The sequence below is a fragment of the Kitasatospora paranensis genome, from assembly GCF_039544005.1.
Lineage (GTDB): Bacteria > Actinomycetota > Actinomycetes > Streptomycetales > Streptomycetaceae > Kitasatospora > Kitasatospora paranensis.
The window spans coordinates 1,342,816-1,359,448 of sequence record NZ_BAABKV010000001.1; the positions used below are offsets into that span (position 1 = coordinate 1,342,816).

A 16,633-nucleotide genomic window follows, 5' to 3' on the forward strand; every position below is an offset into this window, starting at 1 on the left:
CCCCTGCCCGTCACGGCGCTGTCAGTGCGTCGACGAGCCCGGTCGTCGGCCGGCCGAGGAGCCGGGAGAGATCGTCACCGACACGCGCGAACGTCCCTGCGGCGATGGTCTCGTCGAGATTCACCAGGAAGCTCGCCAATTCCCCGTTCACCCCGGAGCCGGTGAGCATCGCCCGCAGCTCGTCCGGAGCGACCGGCTTGTAGATGACGTCTCGCTCCAGGACGACGGCCATCGCTTCCGCGATGTCCGCGTAGGTGAAGTCCGTGTCGCCGGAGAGGCTGTAGGTGACGTTGTCGTGTCCCTCGGTGGTGGCAACGACGGCCAGTGCCTCGGCTAGGTCCATCCGGCTGGCTGCCGCGACCACGGCGTCGCCGGCCGCCGCGGCCATGATTCCGGTGTGGCGAGAACCCGCGAGTGCATGGATGTAGTTCTCGATGTACCAGGTGTTGCGGAGGATCGTGTACGTCAGCCCTGAGGCGATCAGAGCATCCTCTGTCGCCTTGTGGTCGGCGTTGACCTCGAACCGGTCATCGTCGGCTCGAACGCCACTGGTGTAGTAGAGGTGCCGGACATCCGCGCTCTTGGCGGCATCGATGACAGAGCGGTGTTGCGCGAGGCGGTTCGGGTCGCTGCCGGAGATCAGTACCACGTCGGTGTGCCGGGCGACCACTTCGGCGACGCCGGCCGCGTCGGACAGGTCGAGGGCGACAGTGTTGAACCCCGCGGACGCGAGCTCATCGAGGCGCAGCCGGTTTCGGCCCACCGCGGTGATCGACTCGGGAGCGGTCCCCCGGTCGAGCAGCGCGTTCAGGACGTGGTGGCCGAGTGAGCCGGTGGCTCCGAAGACCAGGAGGGACTTCTCAGGCACGGTCATGGATCGTCACCTGGTAGCTGTCGAGGTCGGCAAAGGTGAAGGTGCGGCCGAAGGGGCCGTCGATCGGTGCGGAGACGATGGTGTGGCCGTCGGCGACGAGAGCATCGTGGATGGCCTGGGCGTCGGTGGCGTGCAGCCAGAGTGCGACACCGATACCGGGCTGGGGCACGGAGTCGAGGTCAGTGCCGGGCACGATGTCGCGGAGCGCGAACGCGATCGGCTTGGTCTCGAAGACGACCGCGTGCGGAGGTCCCGCCTTCGAGCGGACGAGGCCGAGGTACTGCTCGTAGAACGCCTGCGAGGCGTCGAGGTCGCGCACCTGGAGCGAGATGAAATCGGGGCCGGTGACGGGCATGGCGGACTCCTTGTTCTTCGTGTCAGCTTACTGACACGAGCGAGTATGTCAGAATACTGACATGAGTCAAAGCGGCGACGGCATCGACCTGGACAAGTCACTGGGCTACCTACTGAAGGAGGCTTCGAGTGCCCTGCGCGCAGCCATGGAGGAGGTGCTGCGGCCGCTCGGCATGACGATCACGCACTACTCGTGCCTTGAACTGCTGGCTCAGAGGCCGGGCTTGTCGAACTCCGAGCTCGCACGAGGCGCCTTCGTGACACGCCAGTCGATGAACGTGCTGCTTCAGGCCCTGGAGCGAGACGGCTACGTGACCAGGCCCGCGGAGGCGCCAGTCGGGAAGGTTCTTCCTGCGCGACTGACGCTCAGCGGCCGAGAGAGCCTGGAGAAGGCGAGCAAGGCGGTCCGCTCCGTCGAAGTCAGGATGCTGGCCGGCCTGACCGAGGCCGAGCGGTCGGACGCACTCCGAGTACTACGGAGCATGATCCGTTCCCTGCGCGATGGCAGTACCGGCACATAACCGGGCTTCCCGATGGGGCGCAGATCACAGCGATCACAAGTATGAGGCAATCACCGATACGACCAGGTCGGCCACCACCATCTGCAGCCGCGGCCACGAGTGGATACGGCTGGGCGATTTCGCCCAGTTCAAGCTGACCATTGATGCCTCCTTCGACCTCGCCGACACAACCATCGCCGTGCGTCGTCTGACCCGGCGGTCCTGGGACATCTCACAGCTGGGCCTACGCCCGAACCGCCGGCCGTGGTCCTTCGGCTCCGTTCTGGTTACTTCCGCAGATCGGCACGGAGGAAGGGAGCAAGGAGCGCGAACAAGGTGTCGGGGCGGTCGAGGGGAATGATGTGACCGCAGTCCTGGAGATGGTGCCCGACCAGGTCATCTGCGATGGGACGGAGTTGGCGTTCGAGCCCGGTGCCGACGGGGTGAGAGCCGACGGCCATGGTGGGCATGGTCAACCGTGCCGTCGCGACGGCGTCTTGGATCTGTTGCGCGCTGATGGGCAGGGCCCGGTAGTAGGAGAACGCGCAGCGCAGCGCGTCGCTTCCGGTGTACGCGCGGACGAAGGCCGCGCGTATGTCGTCGGGTACTCCGCGCCCAAGCGTCCCCGAGTCGAGAAACCAGTCGATGTACGGGGCCTCGTTGCCGGCCAGGACTGTCTCAGCGAGGCCGGGGACAGCGTGGAAGCCGAACCACCATGGGGTGCCGCCCGCGACGACGTGTTCTGCTCCGGGCAGGCGGCCGAGCAGTGCCTCCATCACGACCAGGCGCCGGACCAGACCAGGCCGGCGCAGCGCGAGCAGGACGGCCGGGCGGTGCCCGCACCGATGCCGATCACCGCCGCCGACGGCTCGCCGAGTGCTTCGAGGAGCCCTTCGGCGTCGGCGGCCAGGGTGCCTGCGTCGTAACCCTCGACGGGACGCGCGCTGGCACCGAAGCCTCGCAGGTCCGGGGCGATGACCCGGTACTGCCCGGCCAGTCGATCAATGATGCCGCTCCAGAGTTGCCAGGTGTGCGGGAAGCCGTGCATGAGGAGAACTGCAGGTCCCTCGCCGGCGATTGCGACGTTGAGTTCGACGCCGTTCGTTGCGACGCGGTGCAGTGTCGGTGCGGTGGTGGCGGGCACGACGACTCCTTCATGTGATTACTATTGGTTACCTAAGAACGATAGGTAACTGTCTGCCTGTCATCTAGACGGCACTTTCGGGGAAGGTGGTGAGCCACAGGTGACCGCACGAGGAGCTCGGGCCGCCGGTCGTGGGGTACGCGGCGATCTGTTCGATCCCCATTGCCCGACGCGGCAGTTGCTGGACCGCATCGGCACGAAGTGGACATCCATGGCCGTCAAGACCCTCGCCGAGGCCACACCGGGCGAGGTGGGCTTCGCGGAGCTCAGACGCCGGATGCCTGGCGTCTCTCAGAAGATGCTGTCCGTGACGTTGCGAAGCCTGACCCGCGACGGGCTGGTGTCGCGCCGGGTCGAACCGACCGTGCCGCCGCGGGTCTTCTACCGAATCACCGGACTCGGGCTGTCCCTGGAAGCCGCGCTCGCAGGGCTTCGGACCTGGGCCGAGGAGCACATGGCCGAGATCGACCGCGCCAACGAAGTCGTCGACCAGGAAGCCGACGAGAGATAGGCAGGCCGCTTTCGCGCTCAGCACTGGTAACTCGGGTACTCGATGCAGCCGGCGACGCAGTCTGGTGCCACGTAGAGATTGGTGTCCTGCGTCGCCTTCATCACCTCGGGCTGGGCGGACTTCGGCAGGCAGTTGGTGACGTTGCGGGAGTGTCGACCAGCTCTGGGTCGGGCATGCCACGTCGGCGGCAGTCGCGCAACAGGTCGGCCCACGACTCGGTGGACTCCCGCAGGCCCTCGGCGAGGGCGATGAGCTCCTTGGTGCCGTCGAGGCGAACGCCGAGCAGGACCAGGACGCATGAGTGGGCCTGGCCGAGCCGGACCTTGGGATGCACCCCGTCGGCCCAGAAGTGGACGAAGTCGCGGTCGGACAGGTCGCGGGCCTGGAAGGAAGCGTGGTCGTCGGTCCACTGCTTCGTCACCGGGTGAGCAGTCGCGGCCGACAGGCCGGCGGTGCCGCCGAGGAACTGCTCCAGGGCGGGGACGAAGTCGCCGGAGGACAGGCCGTACAGGTAGAGCAGCGGCAGGCTTCTGAGATTTTCGGGGACTTGTGGCACCACCGCGCGAGGATCTTGGAGGAGAACCGCTTGCGCTCGCCGGTCTCCTCGTCGACGCGTCGGTCGTTGACCCGCAGCGCGGTGACCCTGGACTCGGTGGAGCCGTCGTCGGTGACTACGTCGAGCGCGGGCGTCCCTTCCCGACCCGCGCTGCAACGTGGGCCTACTCCGTGACCGTCACAGGATCGATCGGGAAGGTACGCCTGCAGCGTTCCACCCCGATGTCGATCCACAGGTCTTGAGCATTGCTCGCCGATCACAAGTCCCGCGAGAACGACAAGGTCATGCGGACAGCGTGACCACGTGCTTGCCAACGGCGCCACCGCGCTCGAATGCCTCGTGCGCCGCAGCGATTTCCGCGAGCGGGTACATGCTGTCGACCACCGGACGCAGTGCACCCGAGGTGACGTGGTCGGCCACGTCGCTCAACAGGGCGCTGCCGGGGTTGGCGCTGAAGGTGCGGATGCGACGGGGACCGTGCACGCTCGACGCGGCGATCGCAGCCAGCGCAGGCAGCGACAGTCCGACCGTGACCATTCGGCCGCCTTTTGCCAACCGGCCTCGGTAGCGGTGCAGTTCCGTGCCGACGGTGTCGACGATGACGTCGAACGGGCCTATCCGGTCCGAGGTGGTGGAGCGGTAGTCGAGGACCTCGTCGGCACCGAGTCCGGTGAGAAGTTCCGCATGATGGTCGCGGGCCAGCGCGGTGACATGGCCGCCCATCGCGTGGGCCAGTTGCACGGCGGCGGTGCCGACTCCGCCGGCCGCGCCCCGCACCAGGACCCGTTCCCCGGCAGCGACGTGAACGCTGTCACGCAGCGCGATCAGCGCCGTGGCGCCCGCCACGACCAGGAAGCCGCGCCGACCGACGAGAGGCCCGCCGGAGCATGCGAGATACGGTTGGCTGCCACCGTGACGTACTCGGCCGCACCCGCGGTGACATGCCGCTGCCGGGGGTGCACGATGCCCCAGACCCTGTCGCCGGCCCGGTAGCCCTGGACGTCGGCGCCGGTCTCGGCGACGGTGCCCGCGAAGTCCAGCCCCGTGCCGATCGGGAACCGACGTCCCGACACTATCTTCAACTCCCCCGTGCGGAAGATCACATCGTGGCCGTTCACGCTGGTCGCCTCGACCGACACCAGTACCTCGCCCGCACCGGGAGCGGGACGGTCGACCTCGTTGACGCGCAGGACGTCCGCCGCGCCGTAACTCATGATCTGAACGGCCTTCATGTCGCAATCCTTCCGTGACCGACTATGGTGCCTTTGATGCTGGAACCCGGACGCGACATCACGGCCGTTCCCCTCTTCCTATGTCCAGAAGACCCACCCTCGTCGGCCCGGCCCGCGTCACACTGCTGCAGTGACCACGGCCTGCTCGCCTTGAGGGAAGCCCCCATCGTGAACTCGCGGAGTTTCTGCGCCCCGCTGAACCCGGCCCGCGGCGCGGTGTCGTCACGGTCGCAATGGCGGCGAATAGAGGACGACTTCGCTCACCGGGGTGAATCCCAGCCGCCGGTAGACCGGTGCGCCCATGTCACTGGCCTGCAGAGTACAGACGAGTGCTCCATGCTGGCGTCCAATGGCCATGGCCGCCGCCGTGAGCGCCGCGCCGATACCCCGCCGACGATACGTGGGATCGGTCCCGACCCAGTAGATGCCTGCCACACCTCTGCTGATCAGCACGGCCGATGTTGCCACCGCGCGACCGTCGATCCGTCCGACCACGCGGATCAAGCGGCCGAGATCGGTGCGCAGGCTGGATTCGGCATCCACGACCAAGTTCTGAAGCGTGGCGCCGACGCCGAAAGATGACGCGTAGGCAACGACGTAGTCCCTCACACCGTCCGGTCCATCGACGCATTCGATGACGAGGCCGACGGGCGGGGGCGGTTCAGACATCTGGTCGAGCCGGACCGCCATGACTGGCATGCTGCCGATCCGGCTGTAGCCGCGTTCCAGCAATGCTCCTGCCACGCCGGCGTCGCTGTCCGGGCCGACCCACCATCGCCAGGGCAAGTCGGCGAGCTGCTGCTCGGCTTCAGGAGCGGCCTCGGGAACACTGCGACCGCTGAGCCTCAGGACACCATTGAGCAGTCCGTGCTGGAGGCCGCTGCGGTAAACGATCAGATCCTCGTGGATCGAGTCGGATCCACCCCAGGCGAGCCAGTGTGCCCGGAGATTGGCCATGTGCAGGGAGATCTCATGCAGAGAAGTTGCCTCCGATCCAGCAGCATTCATGATTCCACCCTGAAGATCGCAGGCAATGTGGCCGGGGGCTTGGCCCCGCTGTTCGGTTGGGTTGGCGTACTGATCTTGGCGAGCGATCGGTGAATGCGGCTGACCGGTCCGTCGGCCCTCGACAGGTGATTGGCTCCGGACGTCCCTGCCCGGTCGGGGCGAAAAAGGCCAAACGGAACAGGTCCGGCCAGCCGAGCAGATGCTGTTCGAGCGCAGCATCGTTGAAGTCGTCACAGGGAGTCGGCAGGACCATCTGCTCGGGCCGGATCCCGGCGACGACGCCGGCAATGTCCGCAAGGACGACGAGCACAGGAGGACTGGCGGGGTAATGGGTCATGACTGAGGCAAGGGATCCTCTCGGTCGGTTGGACTTCTTGGTACGCGGAGCCCCGCCAAGCGGGCGGGACGGGCGTAGTTGTGCGCAGGTCCGACGACTTTCGTTCGGCACAGGACGAATGCTCGTTGCGCACTTGTGTCCAGGAACAGGTCAGGCGGTGTCCACTTGGTGGCCGTAGACTTCGCGCTCCCGCGTCCGGTCAGTGATGTGAGTTACCGCCAGGTCCCGGTGCCGCGGTAGGTACTGACGGACAGGTGCAGCGACTGGGGCACGCGTTCCTGCGAGCCGCCGGGTGCGGGAAGGTGAGGTCGAGTACGGCGAACAGGGTGCGGGTGCCGGATCGGCATCGCGAACGGCCAGGCAGCCGCACAACGGTCACGTCCGTTGGACTGGTGTATCGACGGCCACTCGGTGATCCGGCTTCAGGCTATGCGGTGAGTGCGGTCGGGCCGGTTTCGTGGGGTTCTCCCTCGATCGGGTGAAGGCGGCAGCGGCCGAGAACCTCGGAGCCGATGTAGCGGCGCTGTTCGGCCCCTTCGTTGCTCCGCTCGGCCAGGACTGCGCCGACCAGTCGGATGACCGAGCCGCGGTCGGGGTAGATCCCGACGACATCGGTGCGGCGCCCGATCTCCTTGTTCAGCCGTTCCTGCGGATTGTTCGAGCAGATCGACTTCCAGACCGTCTGCGGAAAGACGGCGAAGGCCAGCAGGTCCTCACGGGCGCGCTCCAAGTCACAAACCACCAGGTAACGGGGCACGCGCTCCTTCGGCGGTCGGTCTCCGCGGGAGCCGGGCTTTCGCCGGTTGCGCGCTTGGTCAGCCTTGTCGGGGACGGTGCAGCGGATCCCGCGGCGACGCAGGTAGTCGTGGTTCTTGCGGGACGCGTAGGCCCTGTCCGCTCGCACGCGATCAGGGCGGGCCCGCGGCCGGCCCGGGCCGATGCGGGGCACCCGGACCTCTCCAGTACGGCCTCGAACTGCGGTCAGTCCCCGCGCTGCCCGGCAGTCACCACGCTCGACATGAGCTTCTGACCCTGCTCAACTGCCGGGTTGAGCTTGGTGGTGAACCCACCGCGCGATCTCCGCGGTCCATGGTCACCGGGCTCGGTGAGAATGCCGGCGGTTCCTTCTGCAGGTCACCCTGCTTGCGGGCCCCGGCCGCGTGCTGATGGGCCCGTGGTCTCCTTCGCACGGTCCACGATCCGCCGACCAAGGCCGTCCTGCCACCCCAACATGCTCACGGCATACGAGTCGGCTCCAATGCCTCCGCACCCACGCACGGGCGGCCCGGGCCAGGGCCACCCGCGGCTCAGGCGAGCTTCGCCAGCGCCGCGTCGATCCGGGCCAGCACCCGCTCACGACCGAGCACCTGCAGGGACTCGAAGAGCGGGAGGCCGACCGTGCGCCCGGTGACCGCAACCCGGACGGGCGCCTGGGCCTTGCCCAGCTTGAGGCCGTACGCCGTACCGACCTCGGTGATGGCGTCCTTGATCCCGTCGGCCTCCCACGCGACGTCCAGCAGTCGCTTCCGGACATCGACGAGCAGCGCGGCGGCGGTCTCCCCCATGGTCTTCGCCCAAGCGGCCTCGTCGATCGCGGGCTCGTCCAGGAAGAGGAAATCGACGTTCTTGGTGATGTCGCCGAGGACGGTGACCCGCGTCCGGGCCAGCTCCGCGACCTCGGCGAAAACAGCCGGGTCGAACGCCTCGTCCTGCCACGGTGCGACCGGGGCCTTCAGCCACGGCTCGCAGGCCCGGACGAATTCCTCGGTCCCGAGGGCGCGGATGTACTCGGCATTGATGGCCGAGAGCTTCTTGACGTCGAAGAACGCCGGGGAGGAGGTGACCTCGTCGAGCCGGAAGAGCCCCGCCAGCTCGGCGAACGGCCGGATCTCGATGTCGTCCTTGGGGCCCCACCCGAGCAGCATCAGATAGTTGACCATCGCGTCGGGCAGGTAGCCCTCGGCGAGATAGGACTCGAGGGCGACCTTGTCCCGGCGCTTGGAGAGCTTCTGCCGCTTCTCGTTCACGATCACCGGCAGATGGCCCCACACCGGTGGAGTGACGCCGAGCGCCTCCCAGAGCAGTTGCTGCTTGGGGGTGTTCGACAGGTGCTCCTCGCCCCGGATGACGTGGGAGACACGCTGGTCCACATCGTCCACGACATTGGCGAGGACGAAGACCGGGGAGCCGTCACCACGGGCGATGACGAAGTCCTCCATCGCCGCGTTGGGAAAGGAGGGCTCGCCACGGACGAGGTCCACGACCGTGGTCACACCCTCGCGGGGCGTGCGGAACCGGAGCGCCCGGCCCGGCTCGAACTCCAGCCCACGGTCACTGCAGTGGCCGTCGTAGCCGCGCTGCTCCGAACCGGTGCGCTCGACCACCTGCTCCCGGGTGCAGTCGCAGTAGTACGCGGCCCCCTCGGTGAACAGCCGCTGGGCCACCTCGCGGTGCCGGTCGGCGTTCTGCGACTGGAAGTAGGGGCCCTCGAACGCGGGGTCACGCTCGTCGATACCGATCGCGGCCAGCGCCTGCAGGATTCCGTCGGTCCATTCGGGACGGTTCCGCTCGGCATCCGTGTCCTCGATGCGCAGCACGAAACGACCACCGCTGTTCCGCGCGATCACCCAGTTGTAGAGAGCTGAGCGAGCACCCCCGACGTGGAACATACCGGTCGGCGACGGAGCGAATCGGACTCGAACCTCAGGCGTGATCACGACCAGCAGATTAGCAGGCAAGGCCTCGCCCGAGCTCCGGCCCGGCCGTCACCCCGGCCGGGGGTGCCGCTGTGTCCGGTCGCTGCACCTCGGACATCGATTCTCTTGGCGCCAGGGGTCGTTGAGCGTTCACGGAGAGCCTTGTTGCGCGTCCGGTCCCGGACGAGTGTGGGAGCTGCTTCGACGTGTGGTGCCGCCGACGGCTCAGACGTCCAGGCGGCGCTTGCCGAGCCAGGCGACCACGGCCGGGTCGTGGTGGTCGAAGAACAGCGAGGTTCCGGTGTCCAGGCCGGCGATGGACGCCATCTGGTCGTCCGTGAGCGCGAAGTCGAGGACATCGATGTTCGCCGCGATGCGCTCGGCGCGGACCGACTTGGGGATCGTCACGATGTCGCGCTGGATCAGCCAGCGGAGCACGACCTGCGCCACCGACTTTCCGTGCTCGGCGCCGATCGCGCTCAGCAGCGGATGCGTGAAGAGCCCGTTGCGGCCCTCGGCGAACCCGCCCCACGACTGGAGCTGGACCCCGTACTCGCGCATGATGTGCTGGTCGGCGGCGCGCTGGAAGAACGGGTGGGTCTCGATCTGGTCGACCGCGGGCGTGACCTCGTTGTTGACGATCAGGTCGACGAGCCGGTCGGGGTGGAAGTTGGCGACGCCGATCGCCCGGACGCGGCCCTCGCGGTAGAGGTCCTCCATGCCGCGCCACTGGGCGTACACGTCGCCGAACGGCTGGTGCATCAGGTAGAGGTCGAGGTGCTCCAGGCCGAGCCGGCCCAGCGACGCCTCGCAGGCGCGCCGGGTGTTCTCCCGTGCGGGTGCGTCCTGGATCCAGAGCTTGGTGGTGACGAACAGGTCGTCGCGCGGGATTCCGCTGCGCCTGATCGCACGGCCGACGGCCTCCTCGTTCTGGTAGGCGGCGGCGGTGTCGAGGAGACGGTACCCGACCGCCAGGGCTTCGCTGACGGCCTGCTCGGTCTGCTCCGGCGGGATCTGGTAGACGCCGAAGCCGAGGATCGGCATCTCGACGCCGTTGTTCAGGGTGACGTGCTGCACGGGGGTCCTTCGGGACGGTCGGCGGTCGGCGGTCGAGCATCCGAAGGCCGGCTTCGATGGGCCGGCTCCCGTGGTCTCGGTGCGGTGGGCCGGTGATCCCTTCCCGATCCGGCCGGCCGGACCGCCGTCCGCGGGGCGGTGTGCCCCGTACGGCTGCACCCCGGCCGGTGGCCACCACAGCCGGCCGTCAGCGGGCGGCCGCGCCCTCCCCGGCCCAGGCGGCGAGCGCAGGCACACAGCGCTCGGCGAAGTCCTCGTAGTCCGCCGGGGTGTTGTAGACGTGCGTGGACAGCCGGAAGTAGCCGGTGCCCCCGAAGCTGGTGAACGCGGCCTCGACGCCCAGCTCCGCCGCGACCCGGTCGCGCAGCGCGTCGGCGGCGAGGCGGTCGGGTGCCAGGCCGTCCGGCAGCCGGACCAGCCGCAGGGCGTTGACCGGCATCCCCACGTCCACGGCGGCACTCTCCCCGGTGATCTCCGCGAACGCCTCGCCGATGACACGCTCGGCGTGGTCGGCCAGCTCGCCCAGGTAATCACGGGCCGCGGGCCAGCCCCAGGTGCGCTCGACGAAGTCGAGGGCGGCCGGAGCCGCCAGGTAGCTGGTGGCGTCCACCGTGCCCTGGGTGTCGAACCGCTCCGGGAAGGACTCGCGGGCGGCCCAGGAATCGATCAGCGGGTGGAGCAGGGTGCGCAGGCCCGAGCGGGCCACCAGCGCCGAGGCGCCGCGCGGCGCGCAGCCGAACTTGTGGAGGTTGCCCACCCACACGTCGAACTGCAGCCCATCGAGCGGATCCTCCGCGAGACCCGGCACGTGCGCCCCGTCGATCAGCAGCGGCACCCCGCGCTCGCGGGCGGCGGCGCCGACCGCGCCGACCGGCATCCAGCGGGCGGTCGCCGAGGTGATGTGGTCCAGCACGATCAGACCGGTCCGGTCGGTGACCTCGGCGAGGACGGCCGCGGCGGCCTCCTCGGGGCCGGCGTCCAGCGGCACCCGCGCCGTACGGACGGCGCCGCCCCAGCGGCGGGCCAGCCGCTCGGCACCCATGGTGACCGCGCCGTAGCCGTGGTCGGTCACCACCACCTCGCCCCCGGGCCGGTGCGGCAGGCTGCCGTAGACGACGCTCGCCCCGGCGCTGGCGTTCGGCACCAGGGCCAGGTCCCCGGCCGGGACCCGCAGGAAGCCGGCGACGGCGGCCCGGGCGGCGGCAACCCGGCCCGGCAGCCCGGGGAACCACACCACCGGCGCCCGGTCCATCTCCTCGCGCAGCCGCTGCTGCTCCCGCTGGGCGGCCAGCGGAACGGCCCCGAACGAGCCGTGGTTGAGGTGCCGCATCGCCGGGTCCAGCGACCACGCCGCGGCGGCGGGCCTTCCGTCCGGCAGGAGCAGGGGCGCGGTGCGGGGATCACGTCGTCTTCCCTTCGGAGGCCTTCGGCCCGGGGCGGCCGTCACAGGGGTCGGCGAAATCCTGGCACGGCGCCCGGTCGGCCGGTGCACCGAGGTCGGGTGCGGTGCACCGGCTGGCCGGGCCGACCGCCCGCCGCGCCGTGGCGACCTGTCGTGGCCACGCTTCGTGGTCGCCTGCGGCGCGGTGCTAGAAAGGACGCATGGTCGAAGACCCCGGCCGTACCCAGGGCGCCTCCAAACGGTCACGGACCGCATGGGGCCGGTGGAGCCTGGCCGGCCAGGTGTTCGCCGTGCAGGTGGTGGTCGTGGTGCTCCTCGTCCTCGGCGCGATCCTGGCGCTCGTCCTCGAGTCCCGGAGCGCCAGCGACCGGGAGGCGGTCAACCGGTCGGTGGGCGTCGCGGAGGCGTTCGCGCACTCCCCGGCCTCGTCCAGACCCTGAAGTCGCCGAACCCCACCGCGGTACTGCAGCCGATCACGGAGGCGACCCGCAAGGATGCCGGGGTCGACTTCATCGTGGTCATGGACACCCACGGGATCCGCTACACGCACCCGCTGCCGGACCGGATCGGCAAGCGGTTCGTCGGCACGATCGGCCCGTCCCTGGCCGGCCGGATCTACACCGAGAGCGTGCACGGCCCGCTCGGGCACGAGGTGCAGGCCGTCGTGCCCGTGAAGGCGCCCGACGGCTCGGTGGTCGGCCTGGTGTCGGCCGGGCTCAAGGTCGCCAACGTCACCTCCGAGGGGAACCGGCAGCTGCCCGTCATCCTCGGCACCGGCGCCGCCGCGCTCGCGGTGGCCACGGCCGGCACCGCCTTCGCGGCGCGGCGCCTCAAGCGCCAGACCCGCGGCCTCGGCCCGGCCGAGATGACCCGCATGTACGAGCACCACGACGCCGTCCTGCACGCGGTGCGCGAGGGCGTGGTCATCGTCGGGCAGGACGGGCGGCTCGTCCTGGCGAACGACGAGGCGAAGGACCTGCTGGGGCTGCCGGCCGACGCGGACGGCCGGCACGTGACCGAGCTGGACCACCTCGACCCGGAGACCTCCACCCTGCTGCTGTCCGGCCGGGAGGCCACGGACGAGGTGCACCGCGCCGGCGGCAGGCTGCTCGTGGTGAACCAGCGGCCGACCGACCGCCACAGCGCCGCCATGGGATCGGTCGCCACCATCCGGGACTCCACCGAGCTGCTGGCGGTCTCCGGCAAGGCCGAGGCCGCCGGACAGCGCCTGACCCTGCTGTACGAGGCCGGCATCGGCATCGGCTCCACGCTCGACGTCGTCCGGACGGCCGAGGAGCTGGCCCGGATCGCCGTCCCCGGCTTGGCGGACTTCGTCACCGTCGACCTCGCCGACCCCGTGCTGCAGGGCAACGAGCCGGCCGGCGGGGACATGGAGCTGCGCCGCGTCGCCGTCGAAGGCCTCCGCGAGGACCACCCGTTCTACCCCGTGGGCAAGCTGATCACCTTCATCCCGTCCACGCCGCAGGCCCAGGGCTTCGACAGCGGGCGGTCCCAGGTCGTGCCCGACCTGTCCGAGGCACCCGGCTGGCAGGCCCAGGACCCGCGGTGGACGGGCGGCGTCCTCGACTACGGGGTGCACTCGCTGATCACCACCCCGCTCAAGGCCCGCGGCATCATCCTCGGCGTCGCCAACTTCTGGCGCTGGCAGAAGCCCGAGCCGTTCGACGCCGAGGACCTCTCGCTGGCCGAGGAGCTGGTGGCGAGGGCCGCGGTCAGCATCGACAACGCACGCCGCTACACCCGTGAACACGCGATGGCCGTGACCCTCCAGCGCAGCCTGCTGCCGCGTGCCCTGCCGGAGCAGAGCGCGCTCGAGGTCGCGCACCGCTACCTGCCCGCACAGTCCGGGGTCAGCGGCGACTGGTTCGACGTGATCCCGCTGCCCGGCAGCCGGGTCGCGGTCGTGGTCGGCGACGTGGTCGGCCACGGCCTGCACGCGGCCGCCACCATGGGCCGGCTCCGCACCGCCGTGCACAACTTCGCCGCACTCGACATCGCCCCGGACGAGGTCCTCGCCCACCTCGACGAGCTCGTCGACCGCATCGACCGGGAGGAGAGCGACGACGGCACCGGGACGGGCGTCTCCGGCGCCACCTGCCTGTACGCGATCTACGACCCGGTCTCCCGGCTCTGCACGATCGGCCGTGCCGGGCATCCCGCACCCGCGCTGGTCGGGCCCGACGGCAGCGTCGAGTTCCCGGACCTCCCGGTCGGGCCGCCGCTCGGCGCCGGCGGTGCGCCCTTCGAGACCGCCGAGGTGCATCTGCCCGAGGGCACCCAGCTCGTCCTCTACACCGACGGGCTGATCGAGGACCGCGCCCGGGACTTCGACGTCGGCATGGAGCTGCTGCGCGACGCCCTCGCCGAGCGCCACCGGGAGCCCGAGGAGAACTGCCGGGCGGTCATCGACGCCATGCTGCCCGCCCGGCCCCAGGACGACGTGGCCCTGCTGATCGCCCGCACCCGGGTGCTCCCGGCTGAGAACGTCGTCGAGCGGGAGATGCCCTCCGACCCGGCCGCCGTCGCCGACCTGCGGGCCTGGACGGCGGCCGCACTCGAGCGGTGGGGCCTCGACGACCTGGTGTTCGGCACCGAGCTGATCCTCAGCGAACTGGCCACCAACGCCATCCGCTACGGCTCGCCGCCCGTCCGGGTCAGGCTGCTCCGCGACCGCGCCCTGATCTGCGAGGTGTCGGACGGCAGCAGTACGGCCCCGCACCTGCGCTACGCGGCGGACACGGACGAGGGCGGCCGCGGACTGTTCCTGGTGGCCCAGCTCTCCACCCGCTGGGGCACCCGCTACTTCCCCCGCGGCAAGGTCATCTGGGCCGAACAGGCCCTCCCCACCTCGGCCCCCCACCCGGCCGCCCCGCCCGCAGATCCCACCCCGGCCTGACAGCCCGCACCCCCGCAAGGCCCCCCAACAGGCCCCCGACAGGATCGGGAGGGCCTTTCGCACGCCCCGGCGCGGATACGGACGCGCTCTCGGGCCCGGTCGAGCAGGTGCCCCGCCGGGAATCCACCGATGAGCCCACCCACCGGGCCGTCCGGGTCGTCCGGGTCGCCGGGAAGCGGCCACCGGGCACCACAGCACATCAACTGACGCATCGTCATCGAATGGGTGTCTTCGAGCCGCGCGCCCACCCACCTCGCCACAACCCCGCACCGGGCGATCAGAACTGACCGTCACTCGGCAACGAAATGGTCAAGTTCAATTCAGTTGCATAGAACTGTTTGGCTGTTCACGACCAAGCTCTCAGTCGGCCACCCAGCAGCTACCCGACTGGAGTTCAGAGTGAGCCCCACCTCCTCTTCGCGCCGCCGCACCCTCACGGCCGGCGCCCTGGCAGCGACCTGTGCCCTGGTCGCCGCCGGAGTGCAGTTCTCCGCCGCCACCGCCACCGCCGTCCCGGGCCGGGACTCCGCGATCGCCAAGGCCAAGGCCAACGTCTCCCGCAACGCCGCGCTCTTCGGCTTCGGCGCCGGGCAGGACCTGCAGGTCAAGGACGTCGTCATCGACGCGGACGGCACCCAGCACGTCCGCTTCGACCGCACCTACCGGGGCCTGCCGGTGATCGGCGGCGACCTCGTCGTGCACCAGGACGCCCGCGGCCGGCTCACGGACTCCTCCCGCGCCGGCGGCCACAACCCCACCGTGAAGTCCACCGTCCCGAACGTGCCCGCCCGGACCACCGCCGCCAAGGCGCTGGCCGCCGCACCCGGCATCTCCGCCGCCACCTCCGAGCCCCAGCTGGTCGTCTGGGCCGCCGACGGCACCGCCCGGCTGGCCTGGCAGACGACCGTGAGCGGCCTCGGCAAGCAGGGCCAGCCCTCGGGCCGGGTCGTCGTCACCGACGCCACCACCGGCGAGCAGATCGAGCAGTTCGACGCGGAGCACGAGGCCACCGGCACCGGCCACTCCGAGTACACCGGCGACGTCGCGCTCGGCACCACCCTGCAGTCCAACGGTCAGTACGCCCTCATCGACCCCGTCCGCGGCCACACCACCAAGGACGCCCACAACATCTCCTCCAGCGCCGTGAAGGCGAGCTCCGGCACCCTCTACACCGACGCCGACGACATCTGGGGCGACGGGAAGAAGTTCTCCACCGACCGCGCCACCGCCGCCGTCGACGCACACGCCAACACCGCCTGGACGTACGACTACTACAAGAACACCTTCGGCCGGAACGGCATCAAGAACGACGGCAAGGGCGCCACCGTCTTCGTGCACGTCGGCACCAACTGGGACAACGCCCAGTGGTCCGACGCCTGCTTCTGCATGATGACCGGCGACGGGAACGGCACCACCGACCCCGAGCAGGTCGACCTCGACACCATGGGCCACGAGATGACCCACGGCGTCACCAGCGCGACCGCCAACCTCCGCTACAGCGGCGAGTCCGGCGGCCTCAACGAGTCGACCAGCGACATCTTCGGCACCATGGTCGAGTGGTACGCCAACAGCAGCGTCGACACCCCCGACTACCTGTTCAGCGACCAGTCCACCCCGCCGTGGCTGCGCCGCTTCGACAAGCCGTCGCTGGACGGGAGTTCGGCCGACTGCTGGACGAAGAAGGTCGCGCAGCTGGACGTGCACAACTCCTCGGGCGTGGGCAACCACTGGTTCTACCTGGCCAGTGAGGGCAGCGGCAGCAAGACCATCAACGGCGTCGCCTACAACAGCCCGACCTGCAACGGCTCCACGGTGACCGGCATCGGCAACCAGAAGGTCGCCAAGATCTGGTACCGGGCGCTGACCGTCTACATGACGTCCACCACCAACTACAAGGGCGCCCGCGCCGCGTCGCTGAGCGCCGCCAAGGACCTCTACGGCACCGGCAGCGCCGAGTACAACGCGATCGCGGCGGCCTGGAGCGCGGTCAGCGTCTCCTGACCCACCGACCACCGGGCGGCGGCC

General features: G+C 69.9%; 10 protein-coding genes and 5 pseudogenes. 5 read left to right on the forward strand and 10 right to left on the reverse strand.

Annotation, left to right across the window (positions count from 1 at the left end):
• Positions 1-10: 10 nt before the first annotated feature.
• Both ABEB13_RS06815 and ABEB13_RS06820 read right to left on the reverse strand, forming a co-directional pair.
• Positions 11-874 carry an NAD(P)H-binding protein gene (locus ABEB13_RS06815; protein WP_345704711.1) on the reverse strand — a complete coding sequence of 288 codons (864 nt, stop codon included), beginning with the start codon at positions 872-874 and terminating at the stop codon, positions 11-13.
• Positions 861-1,229, reverse strand: a complete 369-nt coding sequence (locus ABEB13_RS06820) for a VOC family protein (RefSeq protein WP_345704712.1) — start codon at positions 1,227-1,229, stop codon at positions 861-863. The genes ABEB13_RS06815 and ABEB13_RS06820 overlap by 14 nt, the downstream gene beginning before the upstream one ends.
• Before the next feature lie 61 nt (positions 1,230-1,290).
• Here ABEB13_RS06820 and ABEB13_RS06825 point away from each other — a divergent pair, with 61 nt between their 5' ends.
• A complete protein-coding gene (locus tag ABEB13_RS06825) occupies positions 1,291-1,749 on the forward strand; it encodes a MarR family winged helix-turn-helix transcriptional regulator (protein WP_345704713.1) in 459 nt (152 codons plus the stop codon).
• Between the two features lie 266 nt (positions 1,750-2,015).
• Here ABEB13_RS06825 and ABEB13_RS06835 read toward each other — a convergent pair.
• A pseudogene (locus ABEB13_RS06835) lies at positions 2,016-2,872 on the reverse strand (alpha/beta fold hydrolase).
• A gap of 100 nt (positions 2,873-2,972) precedes the next feature.
• Between ABEB13_RS06835 and ABEB13_RS06840 the strand changes: the two are divergent.
• On the forward strand, positions 2,973-3,383 hold the full coding sequence (locus ABEB13_RS06840) for a winged helix-turn-helix transcriptional regulator (RefSeq protein WP_345704714.1): 411 nt from the start codon (positions 2,973-2,975) through the stop codon (positions 3,381-3,383).
• Positions 3,384-3,540: 157 nt separating this feature from the next.
• Here the strand turns inward: ABEB13_RS06840 and ABEB13_RS06845 are convergent.
• From ABEB13_RS06845 to ABEB13_RS06855, 3 genes and pseudogenes are all read right to left on the reverse strand, one after another.
• Positions 3,541-4,199: pseudogene (locus ABEB13_RS06845) on the reverse strand (transposase); the annotation flags it as partial.
• A 22-nt stretch (positions 4,200-4,221) separates the two neighbouring features.
• Positions 4,222-5,171 (reverse strand): annotated as a pseudogene (locus tag ABEB13_RS06850) (NAD(P)-dependent alcohol dehydrogenase).
• 222 nt (positions 5,172-5,393) lie between these two features.
• The gene (locus ABEB13_RS06855) at positions 5,394-6,179 is read right to left on the reverse strand and encodes a GNAT family N-acetyltransferase (protein ID WP_345704715.1); all 786 of its coding nucleotides are present in this window, start codon (positions 6,177-6,179) and stop codon (positions 5,394-5,396) included.
• 199 nt (positions 6,180-6,378) lie between these two features.
• Between ABEB13_RS06855 and ABEB13_RS06860 the strand changes: the two genes are divergently transcribed.
• Positions 6,379-6,522 (forward strand): hypothetical protein, encoded by a 144-nt coding sequence (locus ABEB13_RS06860; RefSeq protein WP_345704716.1) that lies wholly within the window; start codon positions 6,379-6,381, stop codon positions 6,520-6,522.
• A gap of 421 nt (positions 6,523-6,943) precedes the next feature.
• On the opposite strand, the pseudogene ABEB13_RS06865 reads toward ABEB13_RS06860, so the two are convergent.
• From ABEB13_RS06865 to ABEB13_RS06880, 4 genes and pseudogenes are all read right to left on the reverse strand, one after another.
• Positions 6,944-7,246, reverse strand: a pseudogene (locus tag ABEB13_RS06865) (transposase); the annotation flags it as partial.
• 577 nt (positions 7,247-7,823) lie between these two features.
• A complete protein-coding gene (gene gltX, locus ABEB13_RS06870) occupies positions 7,824-9,185 on the reverse strand; it encodes a glutamate--tRNA ligase (RefSeq protein ID WP_345704717.1) in 1,362 nt (453 codons plus the stop codon).
• Between the two features lie 252 nt (positions 9,186-9,437).
• Positions 9,438-10,289, reverse strand: coding sequence for an aldo/keto reductase (locus tag ABEB13_RS06875; protein ID WP_345704718.1), 852 nt, complete (start codon positions 10,287-10,289; stop codon positions 9,438-9,440).
• A gap of 187 nt (positions 10,290-10,476) precedes the next feature.
• Positions 10,477-11,619 (reverse strand): aminotransferase class V-fold PLP-dependent enzyme, encoded by a 1,143-nt coding sequence (locus tag ABEB13_RS06880; RefSeq protein WP_345704719.1) that lies wholly within the window; start codon positions 11,617-11,619, stop codon positions 10,477-10,479.
• A gap of 272 nt (positions 11,620-11,891) precedes the next feature.
• Between ABEB13_RS06880 and ABEB13_RS06885 the strand changes: the two are divergent.
• Positions 11,892-14,608 (forward strand): annotated as a pseudogene (locus ABEB13_RS06885) (SpoIIE family protein phosphatase).
• Between the two features lie 399 nt (positions 14,609-15,007).
• Positions 15,008-16,609 carry a M4 family metallopeptidase gene (locus ABEB13_RS06890; RefSeq protein WP_345704720.1) on the forward strand — a complete coding sequence of 534 codons (1,602 nt, stop codon included), beginning with the start codon at positions 15,008-15,010 and terminating at the stop codon, positions 16,607-16,609.
• Positions 16,610-16,633 lie beyond the last annotated feature (24 nt).

Bases quoted from the DNA above. Each gene is read 5' to 3' on its own strand.
- ABEB13_RS06815 (WP_345704711.1), bottom strand. From the start codon at position 874: ATGACCGTGCCTGAGAAGTCCCTCCTGGTCTTCGGAGCCACCGGCTCA.
- ABEB13_RS06820 (WP_345704712.1), bottom strand. From the start codon at position 1,229: ATGCCCGTCACCGGCCCCGATTTCATCTCGCTCCAGGTGCGCGACCTC.
- ABEB13_RS06825 (WP_345704713.1), top strand. From the start codon at position 1,291: ATGAGTCAAAGCGGCGACGGCATCGACCTGGACAAGTCACTGGGCTAC.
- ABEB13_RS06855 (WP_345704715.1), bottom strand. From the start codon at position 6,179: ATGAATGCTGCTGGATCGGAGGCAACTTCTCTGCATGAGATCTCCCTG.
- ABEB13_RS06860 (WP_345704716.1), top strand. From the start codon at position 6,379: ATGCTGTTCGAGCGCAGCATCGTTGAAGTCGTCACAGGGAGTCGGCAG.
- gltX (WP_345704717.1), bottom strand. From the start codon at position 9,185: ATGTTCCACGTCGGGGGTGCTCGCTCAGCTCTCTACAACTGGGTGATC.
- ABEB13_RS06880 (WP_345704719.1), bottom strand. From the start codon at position 11,619: ATGCGGCACCTCAACCACGGCTCGTTCGGGGCCGTTCCGCTGGCCGCC.